This is a genomic window from Paraburkholderia nodosa DSM 21604 (assembly GCF_000519185.1).
GTDB classification, from domain to species: Bacteria; Pseudomonadota; Gammaproteobacteria; order Burkholderiales; family Burkholderiaceae; genus Paraburkholderia; species Paraburkholderia nodosa.
On the sequence record NZ_JAFA01000017.1, the window covers coordinates 133020 to 149864 of the forward strand.

A 16845-nucleotide genomic window follows, 5' to 3' on the forward strand; every position below is an offset into this window, starting at 1 on the left:
CATGACGCGAAAGTACATTGACTGCAGGGAGTTTCCCAGTGAGATGAACTGCACGGTCGCTATCTCAGCGGACTCGGATTCGGAGCTTCTGGAAGCTGCCGTGCAACACGCGGTGAGCGTGCATCGTCACGCCGATTCGCCGGAACTGCGCGCGCAACTCAGCCAGCTCTTTCACGAGGGCTCGCCGCCCGAAATATCGCCGCGTGCATGACGAGAAACCGGGCCGGCATGCAACGTGCCGGCCGGTGCGCCTGTCCCACACGGCGCACGAGAGAACGCAGCACCGCAACCCACGCGTTTCTGGCGCCAGAATCCGGGCCTGCCCCTGGCGCTGCCAGCCTTCAATTGCCACCCGGTCGCCCCGGCATATTCGCCCGTGGCAGAATTAGCCACTTCCCGCAGTCCCAACATCAGCGCTAGGCCTTTGCAGCCGGGAGCCGCCCGTGAAATACCCGCTATTTGTTGGTTTGAGTATCGTTTTCGTCGATGTGGTCGTGTGGCGCGCGCGGATTCCTCCGCATGATTTCGTCAGGCTCTTCATACGGCTGGCGCTCTTCGCGGCGTTGAGCTGGGTCCTGTTCTCATCGGGCATGAGTCCGTTCGGGCAGGCGCCGTACCGGGAAGTGGCAGAACTCCATTGGTTGGCCCAGATCCTCGAAATCGTCTGGTGGCTGATGGCAGCACGTTTGTTTACCCTGTCGCTCGACTCACTGTTGCTGCCTCGTGCCTGGCGAAAGCAACGACTCTTTTCTGACGTCTTCGGCGCTGTCGTTTTCCTCGCTGCGGTCGTTGCGGCGCTCGGGTTCGTGCTTGAACTGCCGGTGCGTGGTCTGGTCGCGACATCGGGCGCACTGGCTATCGTGCTCGGCCTCGCAATCCAGAGCACACTCAGCGACGTATTCGCCGGAATCGTGCTCAACGCCACGGAGCCGTACACGGTCGGAGACTGGGTCGTGATCGACGATGTAGAAGGCAAGGTCGTCGAAATGAACTGGCGTGCCACTCACTTGTTGACAGGCCAGGGCAATACGCTCATCGTCCCGAACGCCATGACTTCCAAGGCGAAGATCTCGAATAACAGCCGGCCGGCAAATGTTCACGGCCTTTCACTCGTGCTCGAAATCGACCCCGAAGCACGGCCGAAGACCGTGATCGACGCACTGGAACGCGCGTTGACCGGAAGCAACGCCATCCTCAAGACGCCCGCGCCCTATGCCCGCATGCAGCGCGCGACGCTGAACTCGATCCACTACGAGGTGGTCGGTTTCGTGGACGAAATGGGCAAGAAGAGGGTGACTTCCAACGAGCTGTTCGACTTGTGCTACCGGCACCTTGCGGCCTCCGGGGTGTCACTGCGTGCGCTGGGCGTGCCGGCGCCCGCGGTGGAGGCGCATGACGCGAAGGAGGCGTTGCTCAAGCGCGCGTCGCTGTTCGAAAGCTTGAGTGCCGATGAGGTAACCCAGCTCGCGAAGCGTCTTTCCCGGCACGAGTACCAGGTGGATCAACAGATACTCGCCCCGGACACCGTGCCGGATAGTCTCGCCATTATTTATGCGGGTGTGCTGTCGGTGACTTTCCGTGAGTCGTCGGGTGAGCGCGAGCTTGCCCGTATCGGCCCTGGTGAAGCATTTGGGGAGGCGGGACTGTTGGCTGGCCTGCCCATGCACGTGTCCATTACCGCACTGACACCAACGGTCCTTTTCGAGATCGGCAAGGACGACATGACCTCGTTCCTGAAGGAGCACCCGGAAGTCGCGAAGCAACTGTGCAAGCTATTGGCATACCGGCAAGACAAGATCGGCAAGTTGACGACGGCGCTCCCCGCTGAACAGGAACAAGGTCATTCGCTCTTTGAGTGGCTCTTCGGCAAGGTGCGCAACGTACATTCCTTGTACGATTCCTGATGTGTCGGAATCCGAATCATATTCGATAGCTGTTGCGTTCCGGCGATGTCGATCCAGACGATCCGGGTCTGCCCGCCTGGCGAATCGAACAACGCACGCAGGCAAACGCTTCCCACTGGCATTGACGGTAGGAATCGTACGCTTTACGTTGTAATATCGACGCATTCCAGCCCCGCACCGCCCCATGACCGACGTCGCCCCCGACGAAGTACGCCTTGCCGCCGAGATCGAGCGGCTCAAGGCCGAGTTTCCCAAGACGCGCGAGCTGTATCGCGAAGTGTGCGCGCTGATGTTCTTCCGTTACGGCATCACGCCCACGGCCAACCGCCTCTATCAGCTCGTGCGCCGCGGCAGCATGAGCACGCCTACGGCAGTCCTTTCGGAGTTCTGGGCCACCCTGCGCGAGAAGAGCCGCGTGCGTATCGAGCACGCCGATTTGCCCGAGGAACTGCAGGGGGCCGCCGGCGAACTCATGGGTGCGCTCTGGACGCGCGCCACGGCGGCCGCGCAGACGTCGCTCGAAGCGCTGCGGCTGGAAGTGGAGGAGGCGCGCCGCACCGCGGAAGGCGCAACCGCCGCCGTGCGCGCGGACCTGGCGCACACGGAGGTGGCGCTCGAACAGCGCACCGGCGCGCTGCTCACGGCGCAAGTGCGCATTCAGGAGCTGGAACAGGCGCAAGCCGGCGCGGTTGCCACGCGCGGCGCACTCGAAGCGGAACTGGCGCGCGAGCGCGAGGTGAGCCGCGAACGCGACACGGCGCTCACCCAGGCGCGCGCCGACTTTGCGGCCGAACGCGACAAGCTGCGCGCAAGCGCCGAACTCGCGGAAACGCGCTGGCAGGCAGCGGAGAAGCGCGCCCAGCTCGAAATCGAGCGCGAGCACACGGCGAACGCGCGTTTGCAGCGCGACGCCGAAGCCGCCACGCAGCGCGCAACGCGCACGGAGGAAAGTGCGCGCGCCGAAATTCAGGCATTGCAGACGCAACTGGGCGATTTGCGCCACCAGGTGGGCACGCTCGAAGGCCGCCTGGACGCGCTGCGTTCGACCCGCGAAGTTCAGGTGCGCGAGCGGCAGGCCGCGCCGGAGAAGGGCGCCGCTGCGGCCGCCGTGAAGCCGTTGCGGGCGGCGCGCAAGACGGGGCAAAAGGCGTGAAGGCTTTGGCTACGCGTTGATTGCTTCGACATCCTGACTGAACCACGGCGTTGGCCGCGTGTCACGCGTCCCGCACGCGCACCGGCAACTCGGTTTTGTACTCCACGCGGCGCAGCGCCACGGAAGTGTGAATGTCACGCACGCCCTCGATCTTGGTGAGGCGCGTCATGACGAAACGCTCGATGCCCGCAATATCGCTCGCCACCACGCGCAGCATGTAGTCGAACGCGCCCGTCATCAAATAGCACTCCATCACTTCGTCGCAGTTCGAGATCGCGCGCTCGAACGCGGCTAGCCGCGTCTCGTTCTTTTTCTCGATCGCCACCGACACATACGCGTTGACAGGAAAGCCCGCCTTCTCCTGATCGAGCAGCGTGACGTACTGCGTGATGACGCCGCGCTCTTCGAGCATACGGATGCGCCGGTAGAACGGCGAGAGCGAAAGCCCGAGCGATTCCGCGAGGTCGGCGGACTTCACGTGCGCGTCGCGCTGCAGGGCGTGCAGGATGGCCACATCCACGCGGTCGAATTTCATTGGCCAGCTTTCCCTGAAAAAGGTGAATTTGGGGCGAGTGTTGCTAACTTGAGAGAATTTCGTGGCTCAGTTTGGCACGAATCGCCGCTATTGGCTACCTAGAATCCGCTAATACCCACAAGTCGAACAGCGGAGATAACCATGAACATGCGAGCCGTCGAGACCGACCGCCAGATCGATACGGACTATCGCCTCGAAGACCGCTACCTGCGCGAGGACGGCGCGGTCTTTCTCACCGGCACCCAGGCGCTCGTGCGCATCCTGATCGAACAGGCGCGCGCGGACCGGCTTGCCGGGCTGAAAACGGCGGGTCTCGTCTCCGGCTATCGCGGCTCGCCGCTCGGCGGATTCGATCAGGAACTGTGGCGCCAGAAGGCGCTGCTCGCGGACTTCGACGTGCGCTTCGAGCCGGGCCTGAACGAAGACCTCGGCGCGACCATGCTGTGGGGCGCGCAGCAACTCGACGCGTTTCCCGGCAAACGTGTCGAAGGCGTGTACTCGATGTGGTACGGCAAGGGGCCGGGCGTGGACCGTACCGGCGACGTATTCCGCAACGCGAACATGCTCGGCACCGCGCGGCACGGCGGCGTGCTGGCGGTGGCCGGCGACGACCACGCGGCGCAGTCGTCGATGTTTCCGCACCAGACGGACCACGTATTCGAAGGCGCGATGATGCCGATTCTCTTTCCGGCGTCGGTTGCGGAGTACATCGAGTACGGGCTCACGGGCTATGCGCTTTCGCGTTTCAGCGGACTGTGGGTCGGCTTCAAGGCGATTACGGAGACGGTGGAAAGCGGCCGCTCGATGCGCGTGGGCCGCAGCGCGCCGTTGCGTTTGCCCGAAGACATCGCGATGCCGGCGCAGCGCGGCTTCAATTACGACCCGCAACTGCGCTGGCCGGCGGAGCGCGCCGAACTGGAGCGCCGCGTGCTCGAAGAGCGCCTGCCCGCCGCGCTTGCCTTCATGCGCGCGAATCCGCTCGACCGCGCGTTGCTGCGGCCCGCACAGGCGCGCGTGGGCATCGTCACGGTGGGCAAGGCGCATGCGGACGTGCTGGCCGCGTTCGAGGCGCTGGGCCTCACGCCCGAGCGCCTCGAACAACTCGGTATCGGGCTTTATAAGGTCGGCATGATCTGGCCGCTCGAAACGGAAGGGCTCAAGGCGTTTGCGCGCGGCATGCAGGCGCTTTTCGTCGTGGAGGAAAAGCGCTCGTTCGTGGAGCGGCAGATCAAGGAAGCGCTCTTCAACGTGCGTGCCGACGAGCGGCCGTCCGTGCACGGCAAGACGCTTGGCGAGCGCGAGCCGCTGCTTTCCGCCGCGATGGAGTTCGCGCCCGAGCAGCTTGCGCACGCGCTGCAGCGGTTTTTCCGGCACGTCGAGATCGATGTGCCGCTTGTCGCTACGGGTGTAACCCAGTCGCGTCTGGGCGCACAGCGCGTGATCGCGCTCGCGCAGGTGCCGCAAGGCGAACCGCTCACGCGCAAGCCGTTCTTCTGCGCGGGCTGCCCGCACAATACGTCGACGCGTCTGCCCGAAGGCTCGCATGCCGCGGCCGGCATCGGCTGCCACATCATGGCGCTCGGCGAGGCGGGCAACACGGCGACGTTTTGCCAGATGGGCGGCGAAGGCGTGCAGTGGGTCGGCATGTCGACCTTCACGGACATGCCGCATCTGTTCGTGAATCTCGGCGACGGCACCTATCAGCACTCGGGCAGCCTGGCGATCCGCCAGGCCGTGGCGGCGCGCGCGAACGTCACTTACAAGATTCTCTTCAACGACGCGGTGGCGATGACCGGTGGCCAGCCCACCGAGGGCGGCCTGACCGTGCATCGCGTGGTCGCGCAGGTCCAGGCCGAGGGCGTGAGCGAAGTCGTCGTGGTCACCGACCGGCCCGAGCAGTACGGGGGCTCGCTGGTGTTGCCTGCGGGCGTGACGCTGTTGCACCGCGACGCGCTCGACGCGCTGCAACGCCGCCTGCGCGAGCAAAAGGGCGTTTCGGTGATCGTCTACGACCAGACCTGCGCCGCCGAAAAGCGCCGCCGCCGCAAGCGCGGCAAGCTGATCGATCCGCCCACGCGTGTGGTGATCAATCCGGCCGTGTGCGAGGGCTGCGGCGACTGTTCCGTGCAGTCGAACTGCATTGCGATCGAGCCGCTCGAAACGGAGCTGGGCCGCAAGCGGGCCATCAATCAATCGAGCTGCAACAAGGACACCTCGTGCGTGAAGGGCTTTTGCCCGAGCTTCGTGACGGTGGAGGGCATGGAGCCGAAGCGCCCGGACGCCGCGCGCATTCAGCGTATCGAAGCCGAACTGCGCGCCACGCTCGCGCCGCCCGCGCGCGTGCCGCAGGCGCTCGAGCAACATCTGCGTATGGTCGTGACGGGTGTGGGCGGCACGGGCGTCGTGACGATCGGCGCGATCCTCGCCATGGCCGCGCACCTCGAAGGGCGCGGCGCCTCGACGCTCGACTTTACCGGCCTCGCGCAGAAGAACGGCGCGGTGTTGAGCCACGTGCAGATCGCGCAGAGCCGCGGGCTCATCACCACCTCGCGCATCGGCGCGCACGCGGCCAACGTGCTGCTGGGCTGCGACGCCGTAGTAGCGGCATCGTCGGGCGCGCTCTCGCGCCTGCCGGCCAGCGGCGCACGCGCGATCGTGAACGAACGCATCAACGCGACCGCCGACTTCGTGCGCGACGGCGATCTGCCCGTGAGCAAGGCCGTCCATCAGGCGGCGATAGAGAGCGCGATGGGCGCGGACGGCGCGGTGTTCTGGGATTGCACGGCGGCTGCGGAAGCGATTTTCGGCGACGCCATCGCCTCGAACATGATGATGGTCGGCTACGCGTATCAGTCGGGCCTCGTGCCCCTTTCCGAAGCATCGATCCTGCGCACAATCGGTCTCAATGGCGCGGCCGTGAAGATGAACGAACGCGCGTTCCTGTGGGGACGTTTGATTGCGCAGGACGCTCGCGCGCTCGAACGCGTGACGGGTGCGGAGGTTGCGGCCGCGGACACGCCGTTCGATCTCGCGCGCTTCATGGCCGAGCGCGAGCGCGATCTCACGCAGTACCAGAACGCCGCCTATGCGAAGCGCTATCGCGCGCTGGTCGAAACCGTCGCGCAGGCGGAGCGCGGAATCGAAGGGGCGAGCGGCGCGCTCGCGCAAGCGGCAGCGCGCCATTACTTCAAGGTGCTGGCCTACAAGGACGAGTACGAAGTTGCGCGCCTGCACACCGATGGTGGCTTCGGCGCGTACCTGTCCGGTTTGTTCGATGGCACGGCGGGCAAGAAGACTTTCCACATGGCGCCGCCGCTCGTCACACGCCGCGATACGCAAACGGGACGCCGCAACAAGATCGCGCTGCGCGGCGTGTGGGCCGAGCCGTTGCTGCGCGTGCTCAAGCACGGCAAGGCGCTGCGCGGCACGCCGCTCGATCCGTTCGCACGGCAGCGCGACCGCGTGATCGAGCGCGCGATGATCGGCGAATTCGAAGACGACGTACGCCTCGTGCTCGGCAGGCTTACGCAGCAGACGCTTGCGGCAGCCGTCGGCCTGCTCGGCGTGCCGGGTGCGGTGCGAGGCTTCGGTATCGTCAAGGAGCGCAATTACGAGCGTTCGCGCGGCGTGCGCGAGCGGTATCGCGCGGAAATCGCAGGCGAGATGGTTTGAAAAGATCGGATAACTAACGGAAAACTACCGGAGAAGACTCAAATGGTTGTGCAAGACAAGACGTTTTTCATCACGGGCGGTGGGTCGGGACTCGGCGCGGCGGTAGGCCGGCATCTGCTCGAACGCGGCGCGAATGTTGTGTTCGGCGATATCGACGTGGCCCGTGCGCGTGACGAGGCGGCGCTCGGCGGCGAGCATGCACTGGGGGTCGAGGTGGATGTGACGCTGGCGGCAAGCGTCGAGGCGGCGCTCGCCCTCGTCACGCAGCGCTTCGGTGCGCTGCATGGCGTGGTCAACTGCGCAGGGATCGCACCGGCACAGCGCATCGTCGGAAAAGAGGGGGCGCATTCGCTCGATCTGTTCGCCAAGGTCGTGAGCGTCAACCTCATCGGCACTTTCAACGTGATGCGCCTCGCCGCCGTGGCGATGGCGAACAATGCGCCCGACGCCGGCGGCGAGCGCGGCGTGATCGTCAATACAGCCTCGGTGGCCGCGTACGATGGCCAGATCGGGCAGTCGGCCTATGCGGCTTCGAAGGGCGGCGTCGTTTCGCTCACGTTACCGGCGGCGCGCGAACTGGCGCGCAACGGCATTCGCGTGGTGACCGTCGCGCCAGGTATCTTCGAAACGCCGATGCTGCTCGCCATGCCCGCCGAAGTGCAGCAGGCGCTTGGCGCGGGCGTGCCGTTTCCGCAGCGTCTCGGCCAGCCCGCGGAGTTCGCGGCGCTCGTCGAGCATATCGTCGGCAACCGCTATTTGAACGGCGAGGTGATCCGGCTCGACGGCGCGTTGCGCATGGCGCCGCGCTGATTTTGGGTGAGGCCGCCCGCCGCGGGCACGTTTAAGACCGCGTATCGTAGAATCGGAACCATCGACTCACGATATTCGAAAAGCACATGGCCAAGGACGTGACTTTGCGGCAGTTCCGCTACTTCGTGGCGGCGGCGCAGAACGGGCAGTTTTCGATGGCGGCGGCGGCCGAACATGTCTCGCAGTCGGCGATCACCAATGCGGTGCTCGCGCTCGAGGAGGCGCTCGGCACGCGGCTCTTCGTGCGCTTGCCCCAGGGCGTGGAACTGACGCCAGACGGGCAGGACTTCCTCAATCACGCGCGCCACGTGCTGGAGTCGGTGCGCGACGCGCTGCACAAGGCCCCGTTTCGCGCGCACAGCCTGCGCGGTACGGTGCGCATGGCCGCTTCCTATACGCTGCTCGGCTATTTCCTGCCGGAGCTGCTCGCGCGCTTTCGTGCGACCTATCCCGAGATCGAGATCGATCTGCACGATCTGGACCGGCCAGCCATCGAGGGGGCGGTGCTCGCGGGCGAGGTGGATCTTGGCGTGGCGTTGCTTTCCAACGTGGAGCGGCGCGCACGCTTCGGCCACCATGTGTTGATGCGTTCGCGACGGCAATTGTGGGCCGCGCCGACGCATCCGCTCGCGCAGATGGGCACCGTCACGCTGCGCGACATCGCGCGTTACCCCTATATCCAGCTCACGGTGGACGAGGGCGAGGCCTCGACGCTGCGCTACTGGAAAAAGCGCCGCGTTGCGCCGAATATCGCGTTTCGCACGAGTTCGATGGAGGCGCTGCGCGGGCTCGTGGCGCATGGTTTTGGCGTGACGATTCTCTCGGATATGGTATTCAGGCCGTGGTCGCTGGAGGGCAAGCGCATCGACGCTTGCGCCATCGAGGATGCCATTCCGCAGATGGAAGCGGGCATGTTGTGGCATCCTGGGGCGGTGCTCAGCGATCCTGCGAGAGCGATGCAGCAGTTTTTAATTCATGCTTGCGGGAATTGAGGGGGCGGCCGCGCCCCCCAATTCGAATTCCCTCGATATCCGCACTGGGTAAAAAAAAGGAAGCGTCATGTCGGCCGTGTCGGCGTTCAAGCTCGTGCTCCTTTCGCTCATCGCCATCATCGCGCTCGAGCTGCTCGCCAAACGCCTGCGCCTGCCGCCCGCTGCCGCGCTGCTGGTAGGCGGCGCCGCCATGGCCTTTGCGCCCGGCCTGCCGCCTGTCGTGATCGACCCGGACCTCGTTCTCATCGTGTTTCTGCCGCCCTTGCTGATGGACGGCGCTTATTTCTTCGTCTGGTCCGACTTCAAGCGTCACCTCGCACCCATCCTGCTCTTCGCCATTGGCGCGGTTGCATTCACGACGTGGGCGGTGGGCGTGGTCGCGCATTGGGCCGTTCCGTCGCTGCCGTGGGCCGCGTGTTTCGCACTGGGCGCGGTGGTATCGCCGCCCGATGCGGTCGCCGCGAAAGCCGTGCTCGAACGGCTCGCGCTGCCGCGCCGCCTGATGGTGCTGCTCGAAGGCGAGAGCCTGCTCAACGACGCCGCCGGTCTCGTGCTGTTTCGCTTCGCCGTCGCTGCCGCATTGACGGGCGCATTCAGCGAGCCGAATGCGGCGCTCAGTTTCGTCGGGCTCGCGCTTGGCGGCATTGTCGTCGGCGCGGTCGTGGGCTATGTCGTGGTCTGCCTGCTGCGTCAGCTCGAAGACGAGTATCTGATCATCACCGCCTCCGTGCTCGCAGGCTGGATTGCCTATATCGCGGGGGACATGCTGGGCGTTTCGAGCGTGATCGCCACGGTCACGTGCGGCATGCAGCTAGGCTGGCATCAGCACGAAGTCTTCTCGGCCACGGTGCGCAGCCGCGGCACCGCGTTCTGGCAGGTCATGGTCTTCGTGCTCGAGGCGCTGGTGTTCGTGCTGATCGGCCTCTCGCTGCGCGGGGTCATGCTGCGCCTGGGTGGGGCGGGCAATGCCGTCGCGCTGCTCGGTCCCGCTGCGATGGCCGTGGTGCTCGCCGTGGTCGTATCGCGCTGCGTGTGGACGTATGGAATCGAGATCGTGAGGACGGCGCTGCACCGGATCGTGCCGCGCCGCGTGAGCGCGCCGGACTTTCGCGGTGCGACGGTGGTTAGCTGGGCCGGCATGCGCGGCGTGGTCACGCTGGCCATTGCGCTTGCGCTGCCGGAGGCGATGCCGGGCCGCGACCTCATCCTCTTCGCCGCGTTTGCCGTCATTCTTTTCACAGTGCTGCTACAAGGCACGACCATCGGGCCGCTCATCAAACTAGTCAGACCTGCGAACGATCTGGAAGGTGAGGAACCCTATCTCAACGAGCCGCAGGCGTGGGCCCGCCTCGAAGCTGCACAGCTGGCGGCGATCACGCCGCTCGTCCACGGGCCGGACGGCAGCGTGATCCACCCGCGGCTGCTGGAGCAATACACGTATCGCGCGAACCTGACGCGCAATTTTGCAAACGCCGAGAGCTATCCGCAGGAAATGCGCGCCTCGCACTACGATGTCGTGCTAGCCGCCGTGGAAGCCGGACGCGCGGAGCTGTTGAAGCTGCACCGCGCCGGCCTGATCCACGACGAACTATTGCGCGTGCTCGAACGCGATCTCGATCTGGAGGAGCTTTCGGCGCGCCACGGGAGGGGCTGATACTTCCCCTCGCGCTCCTCAGGCATGCACGACGAGTGGCGCAAACAGGTGCGAGAGGTCGCGCTGCTGGTCGAGACTCCAGAGAAAGCCAAGGGCATCGTCTGCGCGGGCCTTGCCGATCACGGGCGCGGCATTCTTGCGGAACTTCACCTCAAAATCGCCGCGTTGCATCGGCCGCGTGGCGAAGCCTGGGATATCGTCCACGCGCTTCGACACGGTTTGTCCGTCCGTGAGCGTGGCGCTCACGATGGTCGCGTAATATTTCGGATAGAGCCGGGTCAGCTCGGAATCCTCTACAACCTTGATCTTTTGCATGAACGCGCGGATCTTCGGGTCGTGCAGCGCTTCGGGGCGATAGCTCGCCAGGCTGATATCGCCGTCGAACATGGCGCGCGCGGTCACGTAGGGCAGGCTGTGATCGGCGGTCTCGCTCGTTTCCGGGGCCCATTTCTGCGGGTCCATGCCAGCCGAGAAATACCCTTCGTGCGAGGTGCGAATCTCCATGCTGACGATACGGTTGAGGTCGCCCACCTGTTTCGCCACGTCGATGGCGGCGGCAATGGCCGTCTGCGTGAGCGCCTGCGCAGGGTAGAACTTCACGGCACAGTCGTTGATGCGAAACGGCCGGCCTTTGCCGCCGAAACTCGCCGTGTCGATGCTGAATGCGCCGGATACCTGCTTGAACAGCCCCGCATTGCCCTCGAAGATCGGCGCGGGACCCGTGAGTCCATCGCGCGCGAGGGCGGCCGAGAACACGGCGTTGCGCGCGGCGTCGGCATCGGCGAGCCCCTTCCAGTTCGACATGGTCTGCACGCGCGTCTGGTTCAGCGCGAGATGGCCGTTGAGCGCGATGTTGACTGCTTCGGCCAGTTGCCGCTCGTCGAGCTTCATGAGCTTGCCCGCCGCAAGCGCGGCCGCCGGCAGGCTAAAGATGGGGTGATCCCAGCCGCGCGAGCTGATCGAAGCGGCGTCCATGAGGCGGCAATCGATTTCGTAGGCGAGGGCGATCGCGACTATCAGGTCGCGGCCATTCGCGCCTTCGGCCTCGCCCTGCGCGAGACACGCCGCGATGTTGTCGCTCGGGTGGCCGATTTCCTTGCCCGCGTAGACGTCGTTGAGGTCGTAGTAGCGGATGGCCGCACCGTTCGCGAAGGTCGCGAGGTCGGGCGACGTGCGCCGCGGCGTGCCGAGCACCGTCGCGCCGCGGCCGTCGCCGCTCGCGTAGTTGAGCGCAACCTGGCGCGCGATGCCCACGGGTTTCTCGCCGAGCGCGGCGATGCCGCAGCCCAGCGCGTCGGCGGTGTGGGTCTTGACTGCTTCGATCGTACCGGCGTCGAGATCGTCGTAGTTCAGCGCGGCGGCGTATGCCGCAAGCCGCTGTGCGATGGTGGGCGAAGCCGATGCGGACGCGACGTTTTGCGCGCGCGCCGCGCCGATGCCGCCGAATGTGCCCGCGCCCGCGGCGAGCGCCGTGAGCGACGCCATGAATGCACGCCGTTGCATGCGGTGTCTCCTTGTTCTTTGTTGGTTTCAGGGAAGCATGCGGATCAAACGAGCAGCAGCAGCGCCGCGCCGAAGACCACGGTGCCGAGCAGGAACGTCATGACCGTGAAGCCGAGCACGCGCTGCACGCCAATGCCCGCCATCGCGACTACGGGTGCGGCCCAGAACGGCTGCATCATGTTGGAGACCTGCTCGCCCATGGCGACGGCCATGGTGGTTGCAGGCATCGAAGCATGCAGCGCGATCGCCGCGGGCACGACGAACGGGCCCTGCACGGCCCAGTGGCCGCCGCCGCTCGGAATGAAGAACGTGACGATGAGCGAGCACACATAGCTCCAGAACGGCAGCGTGTGCGTGTTCGAGATCGCGATGAAGAAGTGCGAAATCACGTTGGGCAGGCCCGTGGCATCCATCATGCCCATCACGCCGCCATAGAGCGGGTATTGCAGCATCATCGAGCCGGTTTGTTTGGCGGCGTTCTTGACCGCATCCGCGTAAGCAAGCGGGTAGCCGTGCAGGATCACGCCCGCGATGAACATCACGAAGATCACGGCGTTCACGCCGGAAAACGCTTCGATGTGCTCGATGTGCGCGAGCACGAGGAACGTCACGCCCACGAGGCCAATGAACGCGCTGCCGATCCACGAGTATTCGAGCCACTTCGCGAAGCTCAGTTTGCCTTCGGGGCGTTTGCGCGGTTCCGGGTCGGGGTTCTTTTCGATGTCGAGCACGACGGCGTCTTCATCGCGCGGCTTGAGGAGCGCGAGCACGATGGGCGTGGCGATGAGCATCACGACCACGGGCACGAGGTTGAACGCCGTGAACACGGTGTCGTTGAACGGCAGCACTTCTCCCGTGAGCTTTTGCACGACGTTCATCGCGCTGCCCGGCGTGGATTGTGCGAGCGCGATGGAGCTGGAAATGCCGCTCGCCCACACCACCCAGCCCGAAAAGCCTGCCGCGACGATCCATGCGAAGTCCACGCGCATGCGCTTGGCCACTTCGCGCGCGAGCAGCGCGCTCACCACGAGGCCGAGGCCCCAGTTGAAGAACGAGGCCACGGCCACGAGCATGAAGGTGAGCGCGGCGGCCTGTACCGGCGTGCGGGCAATGCCCACGAGGGCCTTGAACACGCGCTGCACGGGCGCGGCGTGAGCGAACGCATGGCCCGTGACGAGGACGAGCGTGATCTGGAAGGCGAACGTGAGGATATTGAAGAATCCCTTGTACCACCCGACCACGAGCGTGTTGAGCGTCGCATGCGGGGCGAACATTGCCGAGAGCGCGGCCACGACCGCGGTGATCAGAATCGCGAGCACGAACGGGTCGGGAATGGTGCGCTCGAACAGGCTGATCGTCGCGTCGGTAAAGCGTGTCTTGCGTACGGGTGCGGCGGTGGCGGTGGACTTCACGTATCGTCTCCTGGTGCTGAAAGTGGCCGCGCGTACCTGGCGCGCGGCTGTTTATATCGGGGGCCCGGCGGCGCTAGTTCATCGGGCGAAGCCGTAGAGTTCGGCGGGGTTGTCGACGAGAATCCGCTTGCGTGCCGCTTCGTCCTCGACCCACGTGGCGAGCAGATCGAAGATCGCGGCGGTGTCGGGCTTGTGCGTCTCCGTCACGTGCGGCCAGTCGCTGCCCCACACGGTGCGCTCCGGCAGCAGTGCGGCCCATGCGCGCGCGGTCTCGGCGAGGTCGGCATAACCGCCCGCGAGGCCCACCTGCGAATCGAGGTAGGCGCCCGAGAGTTTGACCCACACGCGCCCCGAAGCCGCGAGGCGGCGCACCACGCCATACGCGGGATGCGAGGTGCCCGCGGGCAAGGGCAGGCGCGCGAGATGGTCGAACACCATCTTGCAGGGTAGCCGGGTGAGCAAGGTTTCGTGCTCGACGATCTGGTCGGCGGTCCAGTGCAGTTGCACGTGCCAGCCGAGTTCCGCTATGCGACGCGCAAGCGGCTCGACCATGTCGAAGGTCACGACCGCTTGATGCGGCGTGTACAACGTGAAGCGGATGCCGCGTATGCCGCCGCGATCGAGCATGTCGAGTTCGGCGTCGCTCACCTCGGGGCGCAGGACGGCTACGCCGCGGGCGTTGTCGATGCCCAGCTGGCGGATCGCGTCGAGCGTCACGCAGTTGTCAGTGCCATAGGGGCGCGGCGTGACGATGACGGTGCGCTGCGTGCCGGTGCGTTCCTGAACGCGTCGATAGTCCCCGACCGTCGCGCGATCGACGATGTGCGCACCGTTGCCGGGCGAGGCCTCGAAGCGGCGATCGTAGATGTGGATGTGCGAATCGCACGCGAAGGCAGGCGCCTGTATGGCCGCCTTGGGGGCGTCGAGGGTATGGACATGCTGCTCACGGTCCATCGCGTTGTCTCCTTGTTTGCCGCGCGCGCCATTTGGCATGGATGCGCGCGGATGCAGCCTTTTGTGTTCAGAGCACGGCGTGCTCGTTTCTCAATCGTTCGATATCCGCATCCCTCCAGCCGGCCTCGCGCAGCACCGCATCGGAATGCTCGCCAAAGGCGGGCGCAGCGATCGGGTCCGGTGCAGGCGTCGCGCCGAACCGAATCGGCTCGCGAAAGCCGCGATACGCGCCCACGCCGGGGTAGTCGTAGCGCGTGACCATCTCCTCCTCGAGCACCTGTGGATCGTCGAACATGTCTTCGACCGTACGCGCGGCCGCGCAGGGCACCGCCTCGCCAAAATGCGCTTCCCATTCGAGCGCGCTGCGAGCCTGCAACGCGGCGTGCAATTGCGGCACGATCTCGTCGCGATGCTCCGCACGTTTGCGCACCGAATCGTAACGCTCGTTCTGCGCGAGTGCAGCGAGCCCGGTTTTTTCGCAGAGCGCCTGCCAGAAATGCGGCGTGTTTGCGGAGATGTAGAGCCAGCCTTCGCGCGTGGGATGAATGCCGGTGATGCCGCCCGAGCGCATGTCGCGGCCAACGTCCTTCGGTTCGTCGTCGGCCCAGATCATGCGCGCCGATTGCATGGTGAGCGCGCTGCGCAGCAGCGAGACGCCCACGTACTGGCCCGCGCCGCTGCGCTCGCGCTCGAACAGCGCGGAGGATACCCCCGCTGCGACGAGCGCGGCGGCGTAGTAGTCGACCACCGAGCCATAGAGAATCTCGGGCGGCCCGCCTTCCTTGCCCTGCAGCGCGCACATGCCCGTCATGGTCTGCAGCACCTGGTCGTAGCCGGCCTTGTCCTTGTTCGGGCCCTGGTCGCCGTAGCCGGTGACCGCGCAGTAGATGAGCCGCGGGTTCACCTCGCGCAGCTGTTCCCAGGCAATACCGAGCCGTGCGGGCACGCCGGGCCGAAAGTTGTGCACGAGCACGTCGGCCTGTTTGACGAGACGCAGCAACACCTCCTGTGCGCAGGGTTGCTTCAGGTCGAGTACGAGCCCGCGCTTGCCGCGGTTGACGCCGAGAAAGGCGCGGCTTTCGGCTTGGAGCGTGGAAGGGTACTTGCGCAGGTTGTCGCCTGTGGGCGGCTCGATCTTGATGACGTCCGCGCCCTGATCGGCGAGCAGCGTGCAGCCATACGGGCCCGCGATATAGGCGCTCAGGTCGAGTACGCGCACGCCCGCGAGCGGGCCGCGCGGCGCTGCATTCGCTTCGGGAGGCCGGTTCATTGGCGCACCTCGCTCGACGTTGCGGACGCAACGAGTCCAAGCCGCTCGGCGCTAGCCACGAGCGCGCGGGCGCGCTCGACGAACGGCGCGTCGATCATCTTGCCGTCTACGACATAGGCGCCCACGCCGTCGCGTTCGGCGTTGCGCGCGGCTTCCACCACGCGCAGCGCGTGGGCGATTTCTTCGTCGGAGGGGCGGAACACGTCGTTCGCGAGGGCGATCTGGCTCGGGTGAATGCAACTCTTGCCAAGAAAGCCTAGCGCCCGGGCCAGTTCGGCTTCCGCGCGAAACCCTTCGGCATCCTTGATATTGGCGAAAGCCGAATCGTACGCGAATACGCCCGCTTCGCCGGCCGCGAGCCGCAGGCTGAACATGGCTTGCTGAATGGCCGCCGGGTCGCGCCGGGCGATGCCGAGCGGCTCGAACAGGTCGCCAAGACCTAGTTGGAGGCCCGCGACGCGGGCATGCGCGGCGGCGAGCGTTGCCGCTTCACGCAGCGCGCGCGGCGACTCGACGTTGAGCAGCAGCTTCACGGGGCGGCTTACGCCATTGGCGCGCTCCGCGCGCTCGATCGCGGCAGCGGCGGCGCGCACGTCGTCGGCGGATTCGGGTTTCGGCAGATTCACGTAATCGAGGCCGGGTTGAACCACGGCGGCGATATCGTCGGCGAACCACGGCGTGTCGAGCGCGTTCACGCGCACGATCAGCACCTTGCCGCGTTCGCGCACGGCGGCCGACACCAGCAGCGTGCGCAGCGCCTCGCGCGCTTCGGGTTTACGCGCAGGGGCAACCGAGTCTTCCAGGTCGAACGACAACGCGTCCGCGGCGCTGCCGAGCGCCTTTTCGAACAGCTCCGGGCGAGATGCCGGTACGAACAACTTGCTTCTCATTCCATGCGTTCCATATAGATCACCACTGAAGGGCAGTCTACGATCGGCAACGATTTAGATAAACTATGCGAATCTATCTTTAAACCATAGAGAAAC

Annotated in this window: 13 protein-coding genes; 7 read left to right on the plus strand and 6 right to left on the minus strand. The window is 65.7% G+C overall.

The window, feature by feature from the left end:
• Position 1: 1 nt before the first annotated feature.
• The 3 genes from A3CW_RS0124245 to A3CW_RS0124255 all read left to right on the plus strand — a co-directional run bounded on the left by A3CW_RS0124245 (position 2) and on the right by A3CW_RS0124255 (position 3057).
• Complete coding sequence (locus A3CW_RS0124245; RefSeq protein WP_028205871.1) at positions 2-211, plus strand: DUF1059 domain-containing protein; 210 nt, start codon at positions 2-4, stop codon at positions 209-211.
• A 232-nt stretch (positions 212-443) separates the two neighbouring features.
• The gene (locus A3CW_RS0124250) at positions 444-1904 is read left to right on the plus strand and encodes a mechanosensitive ion channel family protein (RefSeq protein ID WP_028205872.1); all 1461 of its coding nucleotides are present in this window, start codon (positions 444-446) and stop codon (positions 1902-1904) included.
• A 184-nt stretch (positions 1905-2088) separates the two neighbouring features.
• On the plus strand, positions 2089-3057 hold the full coding sequence (locus A3CW_RS0124255) for a DNA-binding protein (protein ID WP_028205873.1): 969 nt from the start codon (positions 2089-2091) through the stop codon (positions 3055-3057).
• Between the two features lie 61 nt (positions 3058-3118).
• Here A3CW_RS0124255 and A3CW_RS0124260 read toward each other — a convergent pair whose 3' ends face one another.
• Positions 3119-3592 carry an Lrp/AsnC family transcriptional regulator gene (locus A3CW_RS0124260; RefSeq protein ID WP_028205874.1) on the minus strand — a complete coding sequence of 158 codons (474 nt, stop codon included), beginning with the start codon at positions 3590-3592 and terminating at the stop codon, positions 3119-3121.
• A 141-nt stretch (positions 3593-3733) separates the two neighbouring features.
• Here A3CW_RS0124260 and A3CW_RS0124265 point away from each other — a divergent pair, with 141 nt between their 5' ends.
• The 4 genes from A3CW_RS0124265 (at position 3734) to A3CW_RS0124280 (ending at position 10720) form a co-directional block, all read left to right on the plus strand.
• Positions 3734-7264 (plus strand): indolepyruvate ferredoxin oxidoreductase family protein, encoded by a 3531-nt coding sequence (locus A3CW_RS0124265; RefSeq protein ID WP_028205875.1) that lies wholly within the window; start codon positions 3734-3736, stop codon positions 7262-7264.
• 42 nt (positions 7265-7306) lie between these two features.
• A complete protein-coding gene (locus A3CW_RS0124270; protein WP_028205876.1) occupies positions 7307-8074 on the plus strand; it encodes an SDR family NAD(P)-dependent oxidoreductase in 768 nt (255 codons plus the stop codon).
• An 86-nt stretch (positions 8075-8160) separates the two neighbouring features.
• Complete coding sequence (locus A3CW_RS0124275) at positions 8161-9066, plus strand: LysR family transcriptional regulator (protein ID WP_028205877.1); 906 nt, start codon at positions 8161-8163, stop codon at positions 9064-9066.
• 67 nt (positions 9067-9133) lie between these two features.
• Positions 9134-10720, plus strand: coding sequence for a Na+/H+ antiporter (locus tag A3CW_RS0124280; RefSeq protein ID WP_028205878.1), 1587 nt, complete (start codon positions 9134-9136; stop codon positions 10718-10720).
• A gap of 18 nt (positions 10721-10738) precedes the next feature.
• Here the strand turns inward: A3CW_RS0124280 and A3CW_RS0124285 are convergent, their stop codons facing one another.
• From A3CW_RS0124285 to A3CW_RS0124305, 5 genes are all read right to left on the minus strand, one after another.
• Positions 10739-12223: an MmgE/PrpD family protein gene (locus tag A3CW_RS0124285; RefSeq protein ID WP_028205879.1), complete on the minus strand. Its 1485-nt coding sequence runs from the start codon at positions 12221-12223 to the stop codon at positions 10739-10741.
• A 44-nt stretch (positions 12224-12267) separates the two neighbouring features.
• Positions 12268-13635: a short-chain fatty acid transporter gene (locus tag A3CW_RS0124290; protein WP_028205880.1), complete on the minus strand. Its 1368-nt coding sequence runs from the start codon at positions 13633-13635 to the stop codon at positions 12268-12270.
• A gap of 78 nt (positions 13636-13713) precedes the next feature.
• Positions 13714-14589 carry an amidohydrolase family protein gene (locus tag A3CW_RS0124295; RefSeq protein WP_081771785.1) on the minus strand — a complete coding sequence of 292 codons (876 nt, stop codon included), beginning with the start codon at positions 14587-14589 and terminating at the stop codon, positions 13714-13716.
• 67 nt (positions 14590-14656) lie between these two features.
• The gene (locus tag A3CW_RS0124300; protein WP_028205882.1) at positions 14657-15859 is read right to left on the minus strand and encodes a CaiB/BaiF CoA transferase family protein; all 1203 of its coding nucleotides are present in this window, start codon (positions 15857-15859) and stop codon (positions 14657-14659) included.
• Positions 15856-16749, minus strand: coding sequence for an HpcH/HpaI aldolase/citrate lyase family protein (locus tag A3CW_RS0124305; protein WP_028205883.1), 894 nt, complete (start codon positions 16747-16749; stop codon positions 15856-15858). The genes A3CW_RS0124300 and A3CW_RS0124305 overlap by 4 nt, the downstream gene beginning before the upstream one ends.
• Positions 16750-16845 lie beyond the last annotated feature (96 nt).